This is a genomic window from Ruegeria halocynthiae, from assembly GCF_900106805.1.
Lineage (GTDB): Bacteria > Pseudomonadota > Alphaproteobacteria > Rhodobacterales > Rhodobacteraceae > Ruegeria > Ruegeria halocynthiae.
Window position 1 is genome coordinate 45,243 of sequence record NZ_FNNP01000011.1, and the last position, 22,796, is coordinate 68,038.

Genomic DNA, 22,796 nt, shown 5'->3' on the forward strand with positions numbered 1-22,796 from the left:
GTCATGGAAAGTAACACAGCGGTTGTGTTCGCTTAGTCATCATCATCTCCATCATCGTCGCGATCATCACCACGGTCGTCTCTATCCCGCTCGTCTGATTTGTCATTATCGTTTTCCCGATCTCCATGTTCGCGTCGATCATTTTTTTCACTTTTTCCGTTATCAACCCCACGGCGCAATTCGATGATCGTGATGCGATCGTCTCTGTTGTCATCAATATCATCAAGAAGCCTTCGCGCGCCGGATTCTCCAAATGCGGCGGTAAGCTCATTTAAACTCAAGACCCCATCTGCGTTCGTATCAACAGACCGGAAACTAGCTGTTTGTGCTGTGGCGCTATTGAATTGGCCGAGACCAACAACGAATGTGAATGCCAAAACCAGAACGCACTTCGCGCTGGAGGATGCCCTTGACCTGCGTCGCGCCGTAATACTCCTGGTCTTGGACACATTTGATCCTTTGGTCGTCGGTTGCTTCGGTGAAACAACACTCTTCAATTCCAGTAGGACAATATGGCTGTCAGAGATGAAGCCGACCTAATTTGAAAATGAACGTCAGATGAACGCCACCAGTTGCACGGAAACGCGAATTGGCCAAAGACATCGAAGCAACCCAAGACCAAGCACTGGTTTCCAAGGCAAAATCTAGCAGTTACAGTGTTTTCAGGTTTCTGCCGGCAACAATATACAACAGATGTTCGGCCCTTATGGTTGGCGGTTACAATTCTGTCGCTTGAATAATTGGGTTCGATTACCGCTGGTCTCATGTCGGATGGCGATCATCTTCGAGGCCCCGGGTCTTGCGAAATACTTGAGTGCGATGCTGTCGCAAAGCGAGCAACCTCACCAAGAAAGTCGAATGTCGCTCCATAGAGGGATGACTATGTCTGAAAAACAGTTCGTGCGGCTGTTCGGCGAAGTGTGGAGTGTGTGGGGCGCTTTGGACCATCCTGATTAGAAGCGCGGGGCACACAACACGCCCCGCACCAGTCTCTAACGACTGCCCGCTTTTCCGGGCATGTTCATCCTTTTGGCCGCACGCGGTGGTGTCTTCACACGCAGATCGCGCTGCGGCTTGGCTTTGGCCTTTACTAACTTAGCGGATTTCGGTGTGTCCTCCACAGCAGGAAGGGTCCGCCCGAAGGTGGATTTCGGTGGTTTGAAGGGCATGATGCACCTCATAACAAAAGGAAGCTGAAGTCGCGCAGATGCTCGACTGCGAACGCCCACGATGGGCTAGCGCCGTATGTCCATTGTCAGAGTCCTCCGCAGGAGCGTTTCAATGCGCATTCTGCCATATCAAGGTCAGCGCGCGGCGGGATCATAAAGTATGCTGGTCCATTGTTAGAATCTCCTCTGCGAATGTTGGGAGCGTCTCAGACAAGGGAGCATCTGTCAAACCTGCTCAATGAACGGCAGCAGTTGTTGGTAGGCAGTTGGATGTGGATAAAGCTGCCTCAGATGATTTCACGTGAATTTCTGCTATTTTACAAAGGAACAGTCGTCACTGAGAAATGATGGCAGACCCGCCGCGACCGACAACCCGGAAAGACACGCTCCATGTCCGACACCATCCTCGCAGCTGAGCCGACCATCCGCCTTGTGGCCTTTCTGGGCATTCTGGCGGTCATGGCGCAATGGGAAGTTGCAGCACCCCGGCGCAGACGGGATATTCCGCGCGTTGTGCGTTGGACAAATAATCTTGCGCTCGTTGTGCTCGACACCGCGATCCTGCGGCTGACCTTTCCGATCCTCGCAGTTGGTCTTGCGGTGATGGCCGAGGACCGCGGATGGGGGCTCTTCAACAACATAGATGTACCGGTTTGGGTTGCCATAGCGGTCTCAATGCTGCTTCTCGATCTTGCGATCTACCTTCAGCACGTGATGTTCCACGCCGTGCCGGGGCTATGGCGGCTGCACCGGATGCATCACGCCGATCTTGATTTCGACGCGACCACAGGCTTGCGGTTCCACCCGGTAGAAATCCTCATCTCGATGGGGATCAAGCTGGCGGTCGTTGCAGCTTTGGGTCCCCCCGCTGTCGCCGTGCTCTTGTTCGAGGTCATCTTGAACGCGACGGCGCTTTTCAATCACGCCAACATTGATCTTCCGCGGCCGGTAGATCGTTTCCTCAGATGGATCATCGTCACCCCGGACATGCACCGAGTGCACCATTCCATTGATCCACGCGAAACCAACTCGAACTTCGGCTTTAATCTACCGTGGTGGGATCGGCTTCTGGGGACTTACGTCGCGCAGCCTGCGAAAGGGCACAAGGGTATGATGATCGGCATTAAGCAGTTTCGCACGCGTCGCGACCTCTGGCTCGACCGGATGTTGATTCAACCCTTTCTCGGCCCGGCGAGTGGAGGTGCGCTTGACGCCCGCAGCAATCGGAAGCGATCTTCATCCATCTCATCCAAGCCGGGCGCTGACAAATAGATCAAAAGCCGTGAACCAATGATCTTTTGCGTGGTCCTCAGCCATTTGTGCAAGATGCAGCACAAGTGACTTTGGGCTCATTCGTTGAATCCGCCGCGCCACGCGCTAACGGGGGCTTAGTTGAAAGCTCTTGCAGTAAGATTTCGCCCGTGCCGCAATGGACCCCTATCACGGGGCAGCCCTATGTCAGACTGTGAATGACCACCTTCCCGGTGGGCCTCACATCAATGTCAAAGTGACGCACCTGAGTTACATCTAAGATCGCTGGCGGCACAAAGCACACCCAATTGTCGTGACCAGGGCGCCTGACGCTTTTGGACATTTGTTGTTGGCTTTTGGACAATTGCAGTGACTATAGGGCGGTGTGTGACGATCAGGGGTGAAGCGAAAGTGCCACGGGTCAGCGCTTACAGACTGCAAAACGTTGGGCTGCGTTATTCGCAAGAACCTGGCGCGCGCATTCCGTTTCCTGAAGTTCTAGACATGGCGGGGGTACCCATTGATATCGGCGGAAGCCCCGACGCCACTGTCGAGTTGCTTCATGAGGCGGGTGCGGTTGAAACTGCGTGCCGGGTTTTGGAAGATAAAACCTTTGCGGCGCGTGTGGGGCTATCGGCGCAAGGTCCCGGGACACTTTTGGCTTACATCGTACGGGCAGCCGAAACGGTGGAAGACGCGCTGGTACTCACGCAGCGCTTCTATGCAATGCAGGACCCTGACCTGCGGTTAGATGTCGTGGGTGCACCTGATGAGCCCAAGATCACTCTGGAGAGCAGTGTTATCCCGGCGCATCAATACCCTCGCCACCGTGAAATGCTGATATTCGGTCTATATAAGCGAGTTCAACAAATAACCTCTGGCGGGCTTGCACCGATCTCTGTCGAGTTGGAAACGGACGATGCCGAGCACTGCCGGCTTCTGGCCGATTTGGCAGCATGTGAAGTCTCAGGCTTTAAATCCGGATACGCCTTGGCTCTGCCCTCAAACGGCATGAGTTTTCGGATACCAACGGCAGGCCCCACCTTATTGAGGCATTTACGTAGGCACGGGGAAGAACAACTGAAGGCGCAGCCTGATGCAGTCCGCAGTCTGTCCGATCGCATTGTGGAAATGCTTGGGGAGCGTCTTCCCGGACCGATACCAAACGGCGACGAAATAGCCGGAGAGCTTGGACTAACGCGGCGCACTATGACCCGGCACCTGTCGGCCGAGGGAACAAGCTTTAAGTTGCTCTTGGAAGGGGTGTTATGTGACCTGTCCAAGCGGATGCTTCGTAGTGGTGAGGGTGTCGCCCGTGTTGCCTTCATGCTTGGGTTTGCGGATCAGGCCGCCTTTTCGGTGGCGTTCAAGCGATGGACATGCGAAACGCCCGCCAGGTTCCGTAAAGCTGGCCGCTAAAGGGCTTAGCGTCAGGGGGCAGAAGATGTCCAAGATCCACAAAACCTTGTCCCGTCTCCAAAAGAAAGCAGGCCATCGGGTCACCTAGTTCATTGGCACACAGCAGCCGCGGTGGTTGCTGACCCAGAACAAGGATAACCCTATGAAGACCTCGAAGAAGAAACTCTTTATCGCCCCGATCTCCGGCGCACTTCTAATCGCCATGGCAGCCACGGCTCAGGCCGACTACGTCACCGACAAAGCGATCAAGGGCGCAGTTGTCGGTGCCACGATAGCCGGTATTGCTGGCGAAAACATTGTAGGTGGCGCTGCCGCTGGTGCCGCAGTTGGCGCCGTGGGTGGTGCGATCCAGAAGGACAACTTCGAAGACGCGCAAGACGAAGCTCAGGAGCGCCGCGACGACTTCAAGGAAGAACACAAAGACTGGAACGACTAAAGCTCGACCGCCAACGAAACAGAAATAGGAGAAACACAGCCGAACAGACCTGACTGGTCAGCATGCGCTGTTAGCATCCAGACGCAGTTTGACTGACCATCCCGCACAGAACTCGCACAGTTTCTGATAGGTTGCCATTCGGCTCGAGAAACGAGCCGGGTGGCAACTTTGTTTTGGGTACTTGAACACAACGCGCGCCCTGACCGAGCGCATTTCAAATGCCACTTCCAATCTTGCCCATCTCGACTCGGGTTTTGTCTAGAACCCAAACGAACTGAGACGGGTGCTGACCTTGAATCTTGCTCATCAGAATGACATTGACGAGCCGGTGGCCTGATGCCCAAAACTCTTATCCGAACTGGTCCGGAACACGGAGGCTGGGCAGCAGGTTTTCCGCCGTGACCAGATCGAAACCAACATAATCCGATGTCTGCCCTGGAGGGGATTTCTGTCCTCATAAGCTACCCGTGCACGTTGACGAGGACGTGGATTTTGGTCGTGAAGCCACTGCGAGAACGGCTGAAGTGATGTTGCGGAGTTGTCCTTTGGCGCCCGCAGCTCGCTTGTGGTCACAAACCTCAGAGTCGCCGATCGTCTGGAGCACATACGGCACAGTCTCGCCTTCGGTCATCGCCTCTATGATCTCCCCCAATAACGCTACCAGAGTCCAACGCCGAAACTGGCGGTAGACACTTGACTATTTGTCAGACTCTGCCGGCAGGTCCGCCATGGGGTTCCTGTTCGCGCAATCCAGAAAATACTTTCTAAAACATGGCGGTGGCCGGTATACTAACGTCGCTTTGGGGCGCGAACGGATAGAATGAAACTCTCAATGAGAACCTAATCTTCGTCCGACCTGAGGTCTAGTGCCAAACTAGTCTGCATTGCAGATATCAGCATGAAACATACCCGGCAGACGGTGTGAATCCCTTTTGTCAACACGGCTTAGGCGTTCGACCAAATCATCGAGAGATATCAGCGGTACGATCAAGATCATTCGGAGTTCAGGAATTTAACGGACCATATATTCCATTAACATAATGAATAAATGGTCTAGGCTGCTCGACGGCTGAATCGGAATCTAAGGAGAAAAGCGTGCGATACCTAGCAAAAGGTGTATTGATTTGTTGTGCTGTCGCGGTTTTCGCGGTTTGGCTATTACTGTCTTCTGCGTTGTTTTCTTCTGTAAGGACAGCTTTCGTTGAAAACCTGATCACCAAGAAACTTGGTCAGGACGTTATAATAGAAGATGAAGTACGTCTGGGCCTTGGTCGGCAACTGCAGGTATCAGCGACAGGGCTGGTATTGCCCGGTCTGCCGCATGCTGATGTGAACCTGGCGGCAATCGACAAGCTTGAGTTCGCAGTTTCCGCGCGCGACCTCTGGAACAGTAAACTATCGCTGAGCAACCTTTCTGTCTCGGGTGTTCACCTGAACCTGATCACAGGCAAAGACGGCGTTGGAAACTGGCAGTCCAGTTCCCAAACTGATGTTGAAGCCGGGAAGCCTGAAAAAGCCCCAAAACTGTCTGTGGCAGGCATTCTAACTGACCACAAAATTGACCTGACCGACATTACCATTCTTTATCAGAGCGACGTAAACGGACTCGAGCTTGATCTGAAAGTTCCTGAATTGCATCTGACGCGTGACAAGGAAGCCGACGTTGCGACCGCAATAGGGACCGGTTCACTGAACGGACAGAAGTTTGATCTGAACGCGACATTCCCCGTGGAAGACCCGTTTCAAGTGGCGGTGAAATTTGAACAGATTTCGATTGCTGCCAAGGAAGTCCCGCAGGAGAGCGGGCTGCAAGTGAAGACGACCATAGAGATAGCTGAACTTGGCCAGCTGCTTGATATTCTGAAGCTTAACCGCGTTTTGGAAGGCTCAGGCAATATTGGCGCAACGTTCAAAACGGTCGACGGCGTTGCCCGGATTAATGACCTAAGTGTATTGGCTGAATTGGATGGCGGGCAGAGCCTCGCGCTGACCGGACAAATCGGAGAGTTGGGGAACGCCGAAGACGTATCGCTGACAACCCGTATTCGATTGTACCCTGAAGATGCTGAACCAGCCCCAGCCGCATCGCGGTATGATCTTAAACTTATCGCAGTCGATATGGTTATCGACAGCGTGCCCGAGCAGATTCCGCAGCGGCAAATGGTCATTAAGACCAACGGATTCACATTGGACACGTCTGGCGAGGGTCCACCTCCGATCAAGTTCTCCGAGCTTTCCAGAACACCAGAAGGCGCCTTACGGGTTGGAAGCATTAATCTGAGAATTGGGAACCCCGCTGATCCGTTTATCATTTTGGACGGTTCGGTCGATGACGCGCTGCAGTTACAAGGAATATCAGCAGAAGGTCTAATGGATGTTCCAGCAAGCAGTTTGATCTCACCAGAACTGTTGGGGCCGGATGATCAACTCGGCAGGTTTTCCGGCGACTTTCATTTGAACGGCGATATCAATCAGCTGTCGCTGACGAATTTGGATGGTCAGACAAGCGAAACGGACGTCTGGAACCTCAACGTACACGGCACTGTCAAGAATGTACTCAAGTTCGAAAACTTGGATTTGGCAATTGATGTCGAAGTTCCATCCGGGGCGGACCTATTAGATGCCCTATCACTTGAACCCGTTGAAACCGGGCAGGTTCGCTTTGAAATAGGACTTGTGAGCGAAGGCGCCGATTGGAACGCAACTGCCAGTGTCGAGGTTGCCGACTCTGTCCTGAAAATTGTGGCCGATCTTGATGATGCAACAAGTGACCCTGTCTTGCAGGGTTCCATAGAGAGTGACCTGATCAAGATAGATCAGATCCGAACCATCGTGCAGGCTGCCGCACAGTTGCGGAAGCTGGGCGGCTCAGAGCCGGAGGAGCAAGAATCTAAGCAAGAAGACGAGGGCGACCAAGGTGCGTTAAGAGATGTGACGCTTAAACCTATCGGGCGTTCCATTCTCTTGTCCGGTATGGATATGGATGTCGATATCGACCTTCGCCAAATAGAGGGTGCCAAAGGCATCAGCAGTTTACAGAGCGAACTTACGCTCAACAAAAATGAGCTTAAGGCCGGGCCTTTGGAGTTCGAATATGGAGGTGCTCATTTCGATGTCAGCGGGCAGATGGATCTTTCGAATGACGCGCATCTGCTAATGTTGACCGGCAAGGCGGGCGGCTGGCAACTGGATGATATTCTTCACACTCTGAACTTCAAAAAGGGTGCAAGCGGTACGATCTATGCAGATTTTTCGGTGACCGGAGGAACCGATTCACCTAAGCACTTTGCCAGCACCATGAGTGGCAACGCCACAGTATCAATGCGTGATGGCTCGATCGAGACCCAGCTTTTAGATCTGGCGGGGCTGGGGGTGCTTCCTTGGGTGTTTACTAAGGAAAAACAGAAGGTTGCCCCAATCGTATGTTTGCGCGCGCCGATTAGCATCTCCAATGGAAGTATTTCGACGAAGCAAACCACATTGGAAACAGATCATGTCCAAGTTGTCGTCTTTGGCGGGGTTAACGTGGCAGGCAAGGTTTTGGACTTAAACTTACAGCCCCGCAAGATTGGCGAACCTCTTTCGAAGAGCCCATGGCCAGTGACGTTAAAGGGCCCGCTAACCAAACCAAAGATCAAGGTCAAAGACGGTCCGAAACGACTGAAACGATCAAATGGTGCGGATAAAATGCCGGCAAAAAGAAAACTTTGCGTCCCGGATATTTTGCAACTTCAGTAGTGGCGGGGGCAGTCGGTTCAAGAACAAATCGAGAGTTCAAGAAATCTGACTATGCTTCCGGGAAACGTTTTCTGCTTTGGGCTCGGCGCTGTCAGACAAATTCGAACCAGTCTCACCTAGTCCAATACAGCTGGGATCTGTTGCGAAGTTTCTGACTGACCGAAGAGTTTATACCGAACCCAGGGCTTATCCGCCAGGAGCGGTCAAATAGTCCCTTATGCATGCGCGCTACGTCGGCGATTTCACTCGCGTATTTTACCACCCAATGTTTCAGCGTCTTGTGTTCTACCGCAATGCCACGCTCTCCCATGATTTCTTCAAGATCACGGTACGACACGCCATATCGGACGTAGAAGAATACAGCAAAGAGGATCACATCCTTGGGATAAACAAGCCGGCTGCCACAAAGTTCTTCGCCCGGGTGTTGGAAGCCAATGGCCTTCCTCGAAAGGTCGTCATTGATAAGAGCGGCGCCAACACTGCTGGTATCAAAGTGTCCCACATGATCCGAAAGGCTCAAATTACGCCCGGAATCTGTCCGTTCAAACAGTTCGCTGAGATGGCTACCTAGTTTCGTTGCAATCTCCAAGACAGTTCAGTCTGCTCTAAACTTTGCAATAATGCCATTCAGATGCGTGCAAATAAGTTGGCAATGCCGTCATATGAGTTAGTTTTTGCTGAGTGCTGTGATGATATCGGGCAATCGGGATTTGTCGCCAGCCGCCAACACAGTGCCGTCCATGTCAAACGACAATTCCGAACCATCCCATGTAGTAACGATGCCACCTGCACCCTGAATGATCGCAGCGCAGGCATATACATCGAAGGCATCCAGCCCGGCATCGACCGCAAAATCGCTGCGCCCCGATGCCAGTGCGCCGTATGAGAAACAAGAGCCGCCATATTGAACATACGTCACCTGTTTGCGCAGACGGGTGAACCGCGCCAATTGGTCCGGCCTCATGAAATCGGAATTGCTGCAAGTCACGTAAGCCGATCCGAGGGTATCGCAGGGGCGCGTTGTGACAGGCGTTCCGTTGAGAAATGCGCAGGTGTGATTGACACCGGTCCAGCGGTCATCGGTCAATGGATGATCAATCACACCGATGAACGGCTTGCCCCTCCATGCCAGCGCGATCAGCGTGCCATAAACGGGTATTCCTGCAACAAAGGCCGCTGTCCCATCAATCGGGTCCAGCACCCAGACAAATTCGGCGTCCGTGTTGATGTTCTCAAACTCTTCGCCGAAAATTCCGTGGTCCGGATAACGGGCAATGATCATCTCCCGCAGTTTTTCCTCAACCGCCTTGTCGGTTGTCGTCACATAGGACGCATCGGCCTTGATCGTGACTTCGGGCAATGCCTGCGCTGCCTTCAGCAACATGGCACGGCTGGCATCGGCCAGTGTCTCTGCGAAGGATAAAAACTCTGCGTGCGGAGGAAGGACCTGTGTCATCTGCATTTGGCCTTTAGTGTGAAAGTATCTGGCTGAGGAATTTCTTGGTGCGTTCACTTTTGGGATTATCGAAGAATTGCGCAGGTGCGGCTTCTTCTACAATTTCACCTTCATCCATGAAGATAATGCGATCCGCGACCGACCGGGCAAACCCCATTTCATGGGTCACGCAGATCATGGTCATGCCTTCCTTAGCCAGATCGACCATCACCTCAAGGACCTCGTTGATCATTTCCGGATCTAGCGCCGACGTGGGTTCGTCAAACAGCATGATCTCGGGCTTCATACATAGCGCACGCGCAATGGCGACCCGCTGCTGTTGTCCCCCTGACAGCGCAATCGGGTATTTTTCGGCTTGTTCAGGGATCTTCACCCGTTTCAGATAGTGCATCGCCGTTTCGCGCGCCTCGGCCTTGGGAATTTTGCGCACCAGCTGTTGCGCCAGCATCAGGTTCTTGACGATTGTCATATGCGGAAACAGATTGAAGCTTTGGAATACCATCCCGACCTCGCGGCGCACGGCATTGATGTCCTTGACCTGATCCGTCAGTTCCTTGCCATCAATGATGATATGGCCATCATTGTGATCTTCCAGTCGATTGATGCACCGGATCATCGTTGATTTACCCGACCCGGATGGCCCGCACACCACGATGCGCTCGCCCTTGCGCACCTCAAGGTTGATGTTCTTGAGGGCTTGGAAACTCCCGAAGAATTTGTTTACCCCCTGCATCTGGATCAAAGGCTGTGCGTCTGATGTGCTCATGTCATCCCTCCCGCTGCGTGTATCGGCCGAGATATCTTTCGATCACACCAAACAGCTTTTGAATTCCGAACGTGAAAATCATGTAGACGATCGCAAGCGATATAAAGATTTCGTATGGCGCATAGGTATCGGCCACGATGGTCCGTGCGATGCCTGTCATATCCGCAATGGTGATTGTACTGGCCAGTGCCGTCGATTTCAGCAGGCTGATCACATCATTGCTGTAGGCCGGCAGCGCCAGTCGCGCGGCGATCGGGGCAGTGAGGTAGATGAATTTCTGCCGTACGGACATGCCCAGGGCTGATCCGGCCTCCAGAATGCCCTTACTGACGCCCAACACACCGCCCCGTAGAATTTCCGAAACATAGGCCCCGGTGTTCAATGTCAGTGCCAGGATGGCACAACCCATGGGTTCGCGCAGAATTGGCCAGAAGATGCTGTCGCGTACCGTTTCGAACTGCGGCAGGCCATAGTAGATGATGAAGATCTGAACCAGAATGGGTGTGCCCCGGAAGACGTAAATATAAACCTGCGCCGGAAAGCTCAGATACCATCTGCCGCTTATTCGCATCAACAGCAGGAAAATCGCCAGTGTCAGCCCTAAAAAACCCGAAATGATGAGCAGCTTGAACGTGATCCCGATGCCCATCAGCATCATTGGCAGGCTTTCGGCAATAAGGTTGAGATCGAAACTCATTTTGCACCTACCGTGGTGCGCTCACCAAATTTTTCTATTCCCATCACAGCCAAGGTGATGATCGTGGAAAAGCCCAGATAGATGGCACCCACCACGATATACATCGTAAACGGTTTGCCGGTGACCGTGATCGCCTGCTTGGCCACGAACATTGTTTCATTCAGCCCGATGATTGATATCAGAGCCGTGTCCTTGATCAGCGACAACATGTGGTTTCCAAACGGGGGCAGCGCCAGCCGCCACATCTCGGGGATACGCACGTAAATGAACGTCTGCAGATCGCTCATCCCCAGCGCGCGGGCGGCTTCGATACTGCCAGGATTCACTCCTAAAAACGCGCCACGAAAGGTTTCGGTGGCATAGGAACCCACGATGATCGAGATCGCTATCGTGCCCGCCCAGAATGGTGGTACATCGACAAATTTGATCTCGGGACTAAATATTTGCGCAATTGCGGTTAGCGTGATGGCCGATCCGAAGTATAGCAGCAGAATGACAAGGATTTCGGGCGTTCCGCGAAAGATAACCGTATAGGCACCAGCGATTTTCTGGGCGACGCGGTTGTTGGATAGTTTGGCCATCGCCCCAAACAGCCCAAAGATTATCATTAGGCCCAGCGAACAGATGAAGACTTGTCCGACGACAACTGCGCCCCAGAAATAATCATCCCACCAGCCGCTTAATACGTCCACGCCCTGTCCCCTGCCTTATGAACGGGTGCCGTTCTGTCGGCCCCAAATCTGGGCGGCAGGACACGTGAACGCGCCCGCCGCCTGTTTTGGTGAAGTGGCTTATTGCCCCCATTCATCCTTGTGCAGTTTGAACGGGAAGATTTTCAAAGCGTAGCTTTCCAGCTCACCCGAGTTGATCAGCTGTTTGAGCGCATTGTTCAGGCGGCCTTTCAGCTCATCTTCACCCTGACGCATTCCGATACCCACACCGATGCCAAAGTATTTTTCTTCGTCAACGACCGGGCCTTTGAATTCAAATCCGGCACCGTCTTCCTTGCTCAGGAATTTCAGATGCGCCTTCATCGGGTTGGTCATGATCAGATCGACACGGCCGTTTTGCAGGTCCAGATACAAGGGCTCGGACCCGTCATACAAAACCACATCGGCACCCGGCAGAATGTCTTCAAACCAACTGGCATAGGTGGTGGCCCTCTCAAGACCCACACGCAAGCCGTCGAAGTTCTCGGGAATAGGATTGCCCGCATCGTCAAACAGGTTCATTTCCTTTGATTTCGGACCAAGCATCTGACCGGTTGAGAAGCGGTAGGGGCCGGAAAAGTCGATCTTCTCCATGCGCTTTTCGGTGATCGACATGGATGCGATGATTAGATCAAATTTGTTGGCCAACAAGGCAGGGATCATGCCGTCCCATTCCTGACAGACAAATTCCAAATCTGCACCGATGATCTCGGCAACTCCGTTGGCGACATCCACATCGTATCCAGCCAACTCACCGTCGGCAGTCTTGTAGTTGAAAGGCGCATAGGTACATTCCATTCCTACGCGAAGCGTTTCCGCAGAAGCGGCGCCCGCTGTTCCAAGCGTCAGCATCGCGAACAGGCCGATGGCCAGGTTTCTAAGCATTTTCAGATTCATGTCTTCCTCCAGGTTGATCGACTTTTCAGTCTCTATTTTGTTTGTGTGACAATCCTTAGAACGGCTCCGATGATGCTCTCGACCTCTTCCTTTGTGTTGTAATTTGCCAGCCCGATGCGAACGACACCCTCGTCCAGCGGCAGGGCCAACGCGCGTGCCGGTTCATAAGCATAGTTGTGGCCGTGCCAGACATGGATGCCTGCCTCAGCCAGTGCACGCGCGATGTCGGTTGGTCTCACACTGGTGTGACGGATCGAGACAGTTGGCACCCTGTGTTTAACGCGATTTGGATTCGTAATTCCGTAAATTGAAACGCCGGGAATTTCGGCCAACCCGCTGATCAGCGTATTGGTCAGGGGTTCTTCATAATCCCGCGACATCTGATAGGCGGTCGCAATCCGTGTGCGGCGATCCTCCGACGCGGTACCCATCCGGCCTAAATCCTCAAAATAGGCGATCGTTGCGGACAAACCTGCCAGCAATTCAAACTGCGGAGTGCCCAGTTCAAATCGATCCGGTGTATCATCCGACACGCAGCGCCCCTTGTAGGGATACAGCTCCCGCAGGACATCTTCGCGCCCCCAAAGCAATCCCAGATGGGGGCCGAAGAACTTGTAGGCCGAGCAGGCCAGAAAGTCGCAGCCAAGTGCGCGCACATCGACCAGATGATGCGGCGCCAGTTGCACGGCGTCCACGAACACAAGCGCGCCTGCGTCTTTAGCCATGGCAGAAAGGGTCGCAACATCATTGATTGACCCGGTCAGGTTGCTTGCATAGTTCAGCGCCAGCAGTCGCGTCTTATCGGTCAGCAGCGCGCTCAGGTCTTCGGGTTCTACAACCCATGTTTCGCGATCGAAATCGAGCCAGCGCACCACCAGCCCCATATCTTCGGCAATCGTCAGCCAAGGCCCCACATTTCCTTCATGTTCCATCCGGGTAATGATGATTTCATCACCCGGCTGAAAACTCCGGCAAATGCTGCGTGACATGTGAAACGTAAGCGCAGTCATGCTTTGACCAATGACCACTTCCCGGCCTGAGGTTGCGCCCAGAAACAACGCCGCATCATCATGGGCCTTCAGTGTAATGCGGTCCGTTTCAACACTCGTGCTAAAATGCCCCCCGGCATTGGCTGATGATGACAGCATGTACTGAGATACCGCCTCAGCAACCGAGGCTGGCACCTGCGTTCCCGCAGGATTGTCCACGTAAATGCGGCTCTGGCCATTGTCGCGTATCGCAAGAGCCGGGAATTGTGCCCGCACGTCTGAGATCGGAAATGTCATGCAGTTGTCCTAAAATCCCACGGCCAGATCGGTTCTGGCAATAGATTCGACGGTACAGGCAAACTCTCAAAACGGTCCATCATCCCAAAGGATGACGCGGCCCCGCAATATTCTTGTAATTCAAACCCCTGCAAAGCTATGGTTTTGTATGCCGAAAGATTCCTCATCACCATTGCGCACGCCCCAAATCGAAGGCGCGCTGTTTGCATCAATGATTTCGCTTATTGGCTCGGACAGGTTTTTTGACGGCTTGGCGGATGTGCTGGGCGAAGCATTGCCATTCAAATGGATTCATATCTTCCAGTACTACAAAGACAAAGGCCCCGTCGCCCTGAGCAACCACCCGCGAGAAGTTGCGTACAAACGAGGCTTTGAGAATTATCTGAACTTTACCTATGTCATCAACCCCACTTACCGCGCCTTTCAACTTGGGGCCAGTTCTGGTGTTTTTCTAATCTCGGATTTCATCCCGGAGGGCTATGACGACATTATCCGGTCTGCCGATTTTGAGATCCATATCGAAGACAGCGAAACTATTGGGTATCGCACCCCTGGCTGGCCCAAAAATATGACGGAATTCATTGTTCTGATCAATCTTCCCAACGGGACAGCGATCGACTTCACTTTCCTGACCGAGATGGACGGTACACACCATAAAGAACATGAAACGCGATTGCAGGCCTGCTTTCCGATACTCAATGCAGTCATGAACAAGCAGTTTGAGATTAATTCCCAAAGCTTTGAGCATCATGCGCGCCCGGGGCAGGAAGAGCGGTTTCAGGACTTTGGCAGCGACACGTTGACCGACCGCGAACGCGAAGTTGTTCAACTGATCCTTGTCGGTCACAACAGCAATTCGATTGCGTTGAAGCTTTGTGTCTCATTGTCGACGGTCAAAACCCATCGACGCAATATTTACAGCAAGTTGCAGATTTCGTCTCAGGCCGAGTTGTTCAGCCTGTTTCTGTTACATCTGCGATAACGGGGTTCGCTCTGGCTTGTGACCGCTCGATCTCACCCTACACCTGATCCAGAATGGTTGTGATCATATCCACACGCTCAGACCCGATGGTCAGAAGTGGCCGAATTTTCAGAATGTTATCTTTGGCTTCTCCACTGCCTATTACATGCGATTGTCGCGCATACGGTTTTTCACATAGGCGCGAATCTCGGTGGCCTCGGACCCATCCGCATTGATCATTTGCAGCCACACATACATCCCCATGCTGCGCACGTCGCCGACGCAGCCATACTTCTGCTCCAGCATCTTCAACCCAAGGATCAATCGCGCGCCCATCACACGGGCGTTTTCTTGCAGGCCTTAATCATCAACGATGGGTTTGTTGCGAAACTTTTTGCTGACCGAAGAGATCACGCCGGGTTAACTGGTTAAGCAGCCAGTACGGCGAACTGCTGAAATGGACAGAGTAGGGGTGTGAATTGCTCCTTGCGGATCATATGCGCAACCTCGATGCCTGCTAACGTTGTGGATGTTGAGGCGAAGACCTTGAACCCCAGTGTGGGCCAAGTGTGCCTCTTGATGACTGTGTTGCACGGGTCGGGCGCTCAACGTATTCCCAGCGTTTTTTTGGACTTGAGCGAGGGTCGATGCCCCACAAATTCAATGATGCCCGTCGCGACAAGTTTCCCAAGGCTAAGTACCGGGTCACGAACTGTTCAGAATACAACGAAAGCCTCCGGCGCCGAGGTGATGTGGCGATCTGGATTTCTGATTATGTGGTACAGAACTGGACACCGCCAGTTCGCAAGACACGCGGCGGCCAGGCACGTTACTCCGATTTGGCAATCGAGATTGTTTGTGTCGCAAACTTTGGGCTTAGTTTGACGAGAACACTGGTTCCCGCGTTTGTTTTCTTTGGATCGATCACAAACAGGTATTTGCATGTTCGCTTTGACAGGCTGTCACTTCCCCAAGGATGCGGTTTTGTACGCAGTGTTCTTCTATCTGCGGTATACGGTGTCCTATCGCGATTTGGAAGAGATCATGACCGAACGTGGTGTGCGGGTTGACCACACCACCTTGAACACATGGGTGGTGAAATATTCACCGATGGTCGCAGCACGCGCCCATTCGAAGAAGCGCCTAACGCTGAATTCATTGCGTATGGACGAAACCTATCTGGGTGTGCGCGGCAAATGGATGTACCTGTATCGAGCCGTCGACAAAGCAGGAAATACTCTTGATTTTATGGTGTCTGAACGGCGGAATGCGCAGCGGTATCCAGATCTTGTTGGATCCAATAGCTCCGTCCAAGCACAAAATTGGAAAACGGATCGTCGGGGGCTTGTTCCATTGCCCGTTCAGCAGCAGACAGCGCATCCCGAGCGGCAACACCGCGATCAGCGCCGAAACCGGTAAACGCCTTCTGAAAAGAAACGAAAGAAAGCCCGGCATGGGCACGTGCAAAATTGGGCGCACGGGCAAGGGCTTCTTTGAAATATCTGGCAGACAAAGCGTTGTCTTCTTCGGTAAAACGATAAATGTGGTTTAATCCAAGGTGGAAAAAGCTCCAGGCGTCGAGGGATTCAATATCCCGCCGTCGGGCCTCGGCCGCCTGATGGCGGGGAACATGGACTTCGACCGCTGCGACTACAGAATTGGTGACATCTGCCTTAATAGAAAAGATGTCATCAATCAGGCCATTGTAGCGATCAGCCCAGATCACTTGTCCGGAATCCGCAGCAGAAAGCACTGGCGACACGGTCAAATTGGGTCCGTTAATCTCGACGCTACCCGACAGCACATATCTTACATCTAACTGCTCGCTCACACTTTGCGCGTTTGCAACACTACCGAGTTGGAAACTTGAGGCGCGCGCAATGACCGTCACCCACTTTGTGAGCGACAACGACACAATTAATTCATGTGCAAGGGCCGGAGCGATCACCCCTGCCTGTTCTGTTTCTCCAAAGGCCTGAAACGGTAACACGGCGATGGATGGAGCGACCCCTTCATTGATGATCAGCGTCTCTGCGATGCTTCCGTCGGCTTTTCTGGTCACCGGCAATTCGAACCGAAAGCCCTGTCCCCTGATCGTGCGGATGATGCTTTGCGTTTTCCCGTTATCCCCCAAAGCAGCACGGGCAGATCGGACACGGCTTGCAATAGCGGCGTCTGAAATTGGTGCGTCATTCCAGATTTTGGTGACAATTTCGTCCAATGTCGTCACGCGCGAGCCGTTTTGGACCAATAAGCTCAGCAACAGGAAAACCTGCCGTTCAAGATGAACGCCTTGACCGTCCGAGAGCCGCAATTCAGCAGCAGTGTGGTCCAGCTCGAAATTGCCAAAACAGAATTTCATGGAAGAAATCTATCAGAAGTCGCGGAATTCTACACCATTTCTACAAACTGTCTGCAAGCTTGTGCGCGAACCATGGGGCAAATTCAGTACATTAGCGCAGAACGTCATCCATTCTAAGAGGGGCTAGGAAAGTGATTTACGCAGATATCAACAAGACAATCGGACAAACGCCGGTGGTCCGGATTAACAATTTGGCACCCAATCACGTAGAGCTTTTTGTCAAAGCCGAGTTTTTCAACCCCGCAGCGTCTGTCAAGGACAGGTTAGCGCTTAGCATTATCGAAGAGGCTGAGAATAGCGGTGCACTAAAACCGGGCCAAACGGTTGTTGAGGCAACGAGCGGCAACACCGGAATTGGTCTGGCGATGGTATGTGCTGCAAAGGGCTATCCATTGGTGATCGTAATGGCAGACAGTTTTTCCGTCGAGCGGCGGCGCCTCATGCGGGTGTTGGGTGCGAAAGTGGTGCTGACACCGCGGGCCGAAAAGGCGATGGGAATGTACAACAAGGCGGTAGAGCTGGCCGAGGCCAACGGTTGGTTTCTTGCCCGTCAATTTGAAACAGAAGCGAATGCCAAAGTTCATGAAATGACAACAGGCCCTGAAATTGTCGCAGATTTTAAGGATAAGCGACTGACGCATTTTGTAACGGGATTTGGCACAGGAGGCACATTGACCGGAGTTGCGCGCGTGCTGCGCCGCGAGTCGCCCGATACCCGGATTATCCTGAGCGAACCCGAGAATGCAGGGCTCGTAGGAAGTGGGATTGCGCAGGATCGCAATTCTGATGGCAGCCCTGTCGCCGGTCATTCGGCTTGGCAACCACACCCGTTTCAAGGTTGGTCACCTGACTTTATCCCGGCTGTGTTGCAAGAAGCTTTGGATAATGGATCATTTGACGAACTGATGCCTGTTGCTGGTCCTGGCGCGATCAATATGGCACTGCAACTTGCACAGAAAGAGGGCATTCTGACGGGGGTGTCAGGCGGCGGCACAGTTTTGGCAGCATTGCAAGTTGCTAAGACCGCACCGGAAGGATCCGTTATTTTGGCGATGTTGCCAGATACGGCTGAACGCTATCTTTCGACCCCTCTGTTTGACGATATCGAGGCCGAGATGACCGACGAAGAACGCGCAATTTCCCTGTCTACCCCAAGTGCGCAAATGGCGGGCGAGTAATGGACCAAATGCTGCAACAGGAAGAATCACTCGACCCGGAAGACTGGGAAGCCATGCGCGCCACGGCGTACCGCATGGTGGATGAAGCCGTGTCCCGGCTTTCCAATGTGCGCGATTCTCCTGTTTGGCAAAACATGCCAGACAGCGTGCGCGAGACGTACAAGGAAGCGTTACCGAGATCGGGAATGCCACTTGATGAGGTTTTTGATGAGATCAGAGCCAACCTGCTGCCCTATCCAATGGGTAACATCCACCCCAGGTTTTGGATGTGGTACATGGGTGCCAGCAATTTCACTGGCGCTCTCGGTGACTTTTTAGCCGCTATTCTGGGGTCAAACCTCGGCGGTGGAAATCACGCCGCAGCTCTTATGGACCAACAGGTGGTGGACTGGCTTAAGACCATGGTCGGGTTCCCGGCTGGCGCTAGTGGAACCTTGACCAGTGGTGGCTCCGTAGCCAATCTGATAGGCCTCACGGTTGCGCGCAACACAGCGCTCGGTCAGCAAACCATCAGGGAACATGGGGTCGCCGGTGCCAAGCTGGCGTTTTATGCGTCCGATCAGGTTCATGGCTGCCATCTGACTGCAATGGAAGTGCTGGGCCTAGGATCAAAATCCCTGCGGTGCCTGCCGTCCCGATCAGACTATACGATGGACGTTACAGCCTTGCGTGCACAGATTGCCGAAGACCGCGCGCATGGCATCCAACCAGTCGCCATTATCGCAACAGCTGGAACTATCAACACCGGCGCAATTGACGATTTGTACGCACTCGCAGATGTGTCCCAGCGCGAAGGACTATGGCTTCACGTGGACGGTTGCATCGGAGCACTAGCCGCTATCGCTCCTAAAAACGGAGATAAGCTAAACGGTCTGGACAAAGCTGACTCTGTTGCGCTGGATCCACATAAATGGCTGCATGCACCGTTTGAAGTTGGCTGTTGCGTGGTCAAAGACAGATCGCAACATGTCGATACTTTCGCGCTTAGTCAGTCATACCTGGAGAAGGAACCACGTGGCGTCGCCGCTGCCGATTGGCTACATGATTTTGGCATTCAGACATCGCGCGGGTTCCGGGCGCTTAAGGTTTGGATGAGCCTGAAGGAACATGGTGTCGAAAAATTTGGCCGGCTGATCGACCAGAACATCAACCAAGCAGAGTATCTGGCGGATCGCATCCGAATGGCACCGGATATCGAACTATTGGCCAATCCTATGCTGGACATCGTGTGCTTTCGCATTTACCTGCCCAATATGACGGACTCCAATCTAGAAGCCCTCAACCGAGAAGTCATGCTGCGACTGCAGGAAGATGGGGTTGCGGCGCTCTCTGACACGAGAGTTGGGTCGACCTATGCGCTGCGCTGCGCCATTTCCAATCACCGAACGCAACGGCGTGATCTTGACATACTTGTGGAGCAAATAGAGGAATTGATCCCGACATGCAGATCGACTTTACCCGGTTACGAGCCATACTGAAGGTATTGGTTGTGCGAGCATACTACGCTTCATGTGATGCTCTTATCCGATCCTGGCCTTCTATTTTATATTGTTGACCTTGGGAATCGTTGGCAGCTTCGGCATCTGCAGCAGGTATTTTAACCGACACCTGCTCAAGGAAAGCCGCGCAAAGTCGAGATTCAAACTCAACCTTATTCGATAAATGGCGGCTGGGCCGCGGAGTGCGATAACCAGCTGCGAGAAGCCGGGTTACGGAGCGAGAGCACCCAGGATCCGAATCCAGCTCCTGATCCCTTTGCGGAAGCTCTCGACATCATACTTCTCATTTGGGCTGTGTATGGCGTCATTTTCTTTTGCAAAGCCGATTAGCATCGTGTCCAGCTCCAATACGTCCTGAAAGTAGCCAGCGACTGGAAGTGACCCACCCAATCCGACAAATACAACATCTCTTTCCCATTCGTCGCGAAGCGCTACCTGAGCCCTGCGAAAGGCCAAACTATCTGTGTTCATAACGGTTGCAGGTGCACCCGCAACGGCCGGTTCCCATGACACACGGATATCAGTCGAAGCATGATCTTCGACGTGCTTGCGGATAGCGTACCGAATTTTTCCGGGTCCGTCTTTCCGACCAGTCGGAACGTTAGTTTGCAATGGGCTTCAGCGGGTATAACTGTTTTTGAACCGGGACCTTGGTAACCACCCCAGATGCCGTTGATCTCCAGTGTTGGGAGTGCCCATTGCTGTTCCAAGGATGAGCGCCCACGCTCGCCACTTGCAACAGTCAACCCAATTTTCTGGAGGTAGGAGTCTTCGTCGAATCCGCAATTGTCCCAATTCGCCAGGAGATCCGGTGAAACATCGGGCACATCATCGTAAAAGCCATCGACAAGGACCGTGCCCTCGTCATTGTGAAAACTCGCGATAACGCGTCCGAGCTCCTTTAACGGATTGACGGCAGGTCCTCCATAATCGCCGGAGTGAAGATCAATTGATGGACCATGAAGAGTGAACTCTTCTTCAAGTATTCCGCGAAGCTGTGATACGATAGATGGTACATCATCCGCGATCATGGCTGTATCGCAAATGGCTGCGATGTCGGCTAGCAAGAGCTTTGAATGTGCCCTCAGAAATGGAAGGAGTGACGGAGAGCCGATCTCTTCTTCGCCTTCAAACAAAAAAGTAACCCGGCAGGGCAGGCTCCCAAATGTGTCTATGTAAGCACGGCAGGCTTCAACGAACGTCATCAGCTGCCCTTTGTCATCTGACGCGCCGCGCGCTCGCACGACCTGACCATTATCGGTGTCTTCGATAATCGGATCGAAGGGATCATGGTGCCACAAATCAACCGGATCGACAGGCTGGACATCATAATGTCCGTAAAACAGAAGATGCGGGCCGTCTCCTTCAATTTTGCCTACAATGATTGGGTGTAAATCCGTTTCAAACGTCTGCACGTCTACTCCAAGACTCTCCAGTTCTCTGGCAAGCCAGCCTGCGGCACGTTCACATTCCATCGTGTATTTCGGGTCGGTGGAGATAGAGGGTATCCGCAGAAAATTTTGCAGACGGTCAAGCGCATTTGACAACTGTTCATCTGCGCGGGCGAGTACCGGATCGATTTGCATTGTTAACATCTCAGTTGTTTTTCCCACGGCTGATCAAGGACCGGAAAAAGGCGCAGGCACTATTAATTTCGCCTCATGCTCACAATAACTCGCGTGTTTCATCGGCACATCCGGTTCTAGTTAAGCTTACTTTTTTAGACCGAAAGTAAACTTGCCCAGATCCGGATTTACCAAGCATTTCTTAGCGCAAAGGATCGCAGGTGGCTGTGATCAGTCCAGCGAAACGCGATCAACCCGGATGTCTGCATCTGAGCTGGCAGGGAATAGTGTTTAGGAGCAGTTGATTACAGTTCACCAACTATTTCAATTGGAGGCAACTTACATGACCAGAGGATCGAAAACCGTTTCAACCAGTAGATTATTAGCGATTGCGGCTACCTTCAGCGTCGCTTCAATGGCTCAAGCCTCCGACCTTCCCCCTCCGGAAGGTCTGGATCAGATAGTCGACGATGGTGCTAAATGGGAACATATTCATTCCGCGCAGTGTTTTACTGAGGGCATTGCACATGATGCAGATGGGAACGTTTTTTTCAGCGACATCGCATCAACGGCGGATTGTTAGAAATCAGGTCATCAGGAAGGAACCATCTTCAAATACGATGCCGCAGAGGGCACCGTTTCGGTTTTCCGCTCGCCCAGTGGTCAGTCGAACGGTCTGATCATGGGCGAGAACCGAGATCTTTTTGTCGCGCAGGGTGCCGACTTTGGCGGTCGCCGGGTTTCGCGCATCGATGCTAAAACAGGCCGATCCCATGTGCTGGCGCACAGCTATCAGGGTCGGCGGCTTGATTCACCGAACGATCTGACGATCGGGCCGGATGGGCTGATGTATTTCACTGATCCGCGCTATAGCGGCCATGAATCCATTGAACAACCAATCCAGGGCCTTTACCGCATCGAGGAGAACGGCGACGTCACACTGGCCGTGGCGGATGCAGTCAAGCCGAACGGTCTTGTGTTCTCCTCCGATGGAAGCAAGCTGTATGTGGCTGCGGCGAATGACAATAGTTCAACGGATTACAGTCGGCATGTGAAAGACCAACCGGTTCATGCGGGGCTTATTGCTGTTCTCGAATACCCCGTGAACGCGGATGGCAGTTTTGGCCCGCGCAAGGTTCTGGTCGATTATACAGACGTGAACACTCTAGGTCCGGATGGGTTGAATGTGGACGCTGAAGGCAACCTTTACGTCGCGCTTTTTGGGGTCGATGAACCCGGCATCTACGTCTACGCGCCCAATGGTCAGCGGATCGGTCGTTTCCCGACCGGCGAGGTCTGGCCAACCAACACTGCATTTGTAAGTGACCCCGACGGTCATCACTACCTTTACATGACCGGTGGTGCAGACTTGTATCGGATTCGTCTGAAGTAATAGTCAGACCTGG

At 53.0% G+C, this 22,796-nt stretch carries 18 protein-coding genes and 6 pseudogenes; 11 read left to right on the forward strand and 13 right to left on the reverse strand.

The window, feature by feature from the left end; translation table 11 throughout:
- Nucleotides 1-32: 32 nt before the first annotated feature.
- Together BLU89_RS21370 and BLU89_RS21595 are read right to left on the reverse strand one after the other, a co-directional pair.
- Nucleotides 33-281, reverse strand: a complete 249-nt coding sequence (locus BLU89_RS21370; protein WP_143030615.1) for a hypothetical protein — start codon at nt 279-281, stop codon at nt 33-35.
- A gap of 711 nt (nt 282-992) precedes the next feature.
- On the reverse strand, nt 993-1,169 hold the full coding sequence (locus tag BLU89_RS21595; RefSeq protein WP_176797724.1) for a hypothetical protein: 177 nt from the start codon (nt 1,167-1,169) through the stop codon (nt 993-995).
- 390 nt (nt 1,170-1,559) lie between these two features.
- On the opposite strand from BLU89_RS21595, the gene BLU89_RS18520 reads away from it, so the two are divergent.
- The 4 genes from BLU89_RS18520 to BLU89_RS18540 all read left to right on the forward strand — a co-directional run bounded on the left by BLU89_RS18520 (nt 1,560) and on the right by BLU89_RS18540 (nt 8,013).
- Nucleotides 1,560-2,441 carry a sterol desaturase family protein gene (locus BLU89_RS18520; protein ID WP_074738806.1) on the forward strand — a complete coding sequence of 294 codons (882 nt, stop codon included), beginning with the start codon at nt 1,560-1,562 and terminating at the stop codon, nt 2,439-2,441.
- A 390-nt stretch (nt 2,442-2,831) separates the two neighbouring features.
- The gene (locus BLU89_RS18525; RefSeq protein WP_281241189.1) at nt 2,832-3,839 is read left to right on the forward strand and encodes a helix-turn-helix domain-containing protein; all 1,008 of its coding nucleotides are present in this window, start codon (nt 2,832-2,834) and stop codon (nt 3,837-3,839) included.
- A gap of 142 nt (nt 3,840-3,981) precedes the next feature.
- The gene (locus BLU89_RS18530; protein WP_074738808.1) at nt 3,982-4,275 is read left to right on the forward strand and encodes a DUF4126 domain-containing protein; all 294 of its coding nucleotides are present in this window, start codon (nt 3,982-3,984) and stop codon (nt 4,273-4,275) included.
- Between the two features lie 1,095 nt (nt 4,276-5,370).
- Nucleotides 5,371-8,013 (forward strand): AsmA family protein, encoded by a 2,643-nt coding sequence (locus tag BLU89_RS18540; protein ID WP_074738810.1) that lies wholly within the window; start codon nt 5,371-5,373, stop codon nt 8,011-8,013.
- Between the two features lie 187 nt (nt 8,014-8,200).
- On the opposite strand, the pseudogene BLU89_RS21770 reads toward BLU89_RS18540, so the two are convergent.
- Nucleotides 8,201-8,449 (reverse strand): annotated as a pseudogene (locus BLU89_RS21770) (hypothetical protein); the annotation flags it as partial.
- On the opposite strand from BLU89_RS21770, the pseudogene BLU89_RS21990 reads away from it, so the two are divergent.
- Nucleotides 8,402-8,584, forward strand: a pseudogene (locus BLU89_RS21990) (hypothetical protein); the annotation flags it as partial. The pseudogenes BLU89_RS21770 and BLU89_RS21990 overlap by 48 nt on opposite strands.
- A gap of 96 nt (nt 8,585-8,680) precedes the next feature.
- Here the strand turns inward: BLU89_RS21990 and BLU89_RS18550 are convergent.
- From BLU89_RS18550 to BLU89_RS18575, 6 genes are all read right to left on the reverse strand, one after another.
- Nucleotides 8,681-9,469 (reverse strand): inositol monophosphatase family protein, encoded by a 789-nt coding sequence (locus tag BLU89_RS18550; RefSeq protein ID WP_074738812.1) that lies wholly within the window; start codon nt 9,467-9,469, stop codon nt 8,681-8,683.
- Nucleotides 9,470-9,482: 13 nt separating this feature from the next.
- Entirely contained in the window at nt 9,483-10,235 is a 753-nt protein-coding gene (locus BLU89_RS18555; RefSeq protein WP_074738814.1) for an amino acid ABC transporter ATP-binding protein, read from the reverse strand.
- A gap of 1 nt (nt 10,236) precedes the next feature.
- A complete protein-coding gene (locus tag BLU89_RS18560; protein WP_074738816.1) occupies nt 10,237-10,932 on the reverse strand; it encodes an ABC transporter permease in 696 nt (231 codons plus the stop codon).
- Complete coding sequence (locus tag BLU89_RS18565) at nt 10,929-11,624, reverse strand: ABC transporter permease (protein ID WP_074738818.1); 696 nt, start codon at nt 11,622-11,624, stop codon at nt 10,929-10,931. Before BLU89_RS18565 ends, BLU89_RS18560 begins: the two co-directional genes overlap by 4 nt.
- 99 nt (nt 11,625-11,723) lie before the next feature.
- On the reverse strand, nt 11,724-12,539 hold the full coding sequence (locus BLU89_RS18570) for a transporter substrate-binding domain-containing protein (protein ID WP_245709791.1): 816 nt from the start codon (nt 12,537-12,539) through the stop codon (nt 11,724-11,726).
- A gap of 32 nt (nt 12,540-12,571) precedes the next feature.
- Nucleotides 12,572-13,825: a cysteine desulfurase-like protein gene (locus tag BLU89_RS18575; RefSeq protein ID WP_074738820.1), complete on the reverse strand. Its 1,254-nt coding sequence runs from the start codon at nt 13,823-13,825 to the stop codon at nt 12,572-12,574.
- Between the two features lie 172 nt (nt 13,826-13,997).
- Here BLU89_RS18575 and BLU89_RS18580 point away from each other — a divergent pair, with 172 nt between their 5' ends.
- Entirely contained in the window at nt 13,998-14,807 is an 810-nt protein-coding gene (locus tag BLU89_RS18580; protein WP_176797725.1) for a helix-turn-helix domain-containing protein, read from the forward strand.
- A gap of 37 nt (nt 14,808-14,844) precedes the next feature.
- Here the strand turns inward: BLU89_RS18580 and BLU89_RS21775 are convergent.
- Nucleotides 14,845-15,146 (reverse strand): annotated as a pseudogene (locus tag BLU89_RS21775) (hypothetical protein); the annotation flags it as partial.
- A 68-nt stretch (nt 15,147-15,214) separates the two neighbouring features.
- Nucleotides 15,215-15,367 (reverse strand): annotated as a pseudogene (locus BLU89_RS21780) (IS6 family transposase); the annotation flags it as partial.
- A gap of 361 nt (nt 15,368-15,728) precedes the next feature.
- Here BLU89_RS21780 and BLU89_RS21785 point away from each other — a divergent pair.
- Nucleotides 15,729-16,055, forward strand: a pseudogene (locus tag BLU89_RS21785) (IS6 family transposase); the annotation flags it as partial.
- On the opposite strand, the gene BLU89_RS18595 reads toward BLU89_RS21785, so the two are convergent.
- Nucleotides 16,033-17,148 carry a winged helix-turn-helix domain-containing protein gene (locus BLU89_RS18595; RefSeq protein WP_074738826.1) on the reverse strand — a complete coding sequence of 372 codons (1,116 nt, stop codon included), beginning with the start codon at nt 17,146-17,148 and terminating at the stop codon, nt 16,033-16,035. The pseudogene BLU89_RS21785 and the gene BLU89_RS18595 overlap by 23 nt on opposite strands.
- Nucleotides 17,149-17,279: 131 nt before the next feature.
- Between BLU89_RS18595 and BLU89_RS18600 the strand changes: the two genes are divergently transcribed.
- Both BLU89_RS18600 and BLU89_RS18605 read left to right on the forward strand, forming a co-directional pair.
- Nucleotides 17,280-18,326: a PLP-dependent cysteine synthase family protein gene (locus BLU89_RS18600; RefSeq protein WP_245709792.1), complete on the forward strand. Its 1,047-nt coding sequence runs from the start codon at nt 17,280-17,282 to the stop codon at nt 18,324-18,326.
- Complete coding sequence (locus BLU89_RS18605) at nt 18,326-19,804, forward strand: pyridoxal phosphate-dependent decarboxylase family protein (protein WP_074738830.1); 1,479 nt, start codon at nt 18,326-18,328, stop codon at nt 19,802-19,804. Before BLU89_RS18600 ends, BLU89_RS18605 begins: the two co-directional genes overlap by 1 nt.
- A 231-nt stretch (nt 19,805-20,035) precedes the next feature.
- On the opposite strand, the pseudogene BLU89_RS18610 reads toward BLU89_RS18605, so the two are convergent.
- Nucleotides 20,036-21,411, reverse strand: a pseudogene (locus BLU89_RS18610) (M20/M25/M40 family metallo-hydrolase).
- A gap of 322 nt (nt 21,412-21,733) precedes the next feature.
- Here BLU89_RS18610 and BLU89_RS21385 point away from each other — a divergent pair.
- Both BLU89_RS21385 and BLU89_RS18615 read left to right on the forward strand, forming a co-directional pair.
- Nucleotides 21,734-21,973, forward strand: coding sequence for a hypothetical protein (locus BLU89_RS21385; protein WP_143030616.1), 240 nt, complete (start codon nt 21,734-21,736; stop codon nt 21,971-21,973).
- A 24-nt stretch (nt 21,974-21,997) separates the two neighbouring features.
- Nucleotides 21,998-22,783 (forward strand): SMP-30/gluconolactonase/LRE family protein, encoded by a 786-nt coding sequence (locus BLU89_RS18615; protein ID WP_083347804.1) that lies wholly within the window; start codon nt 21,998-22,000, stop codon nt 22,781-22,783.
- The last annotated feature ends 13 nt before the right edge of the window (nt 22,784-22,796 follow it).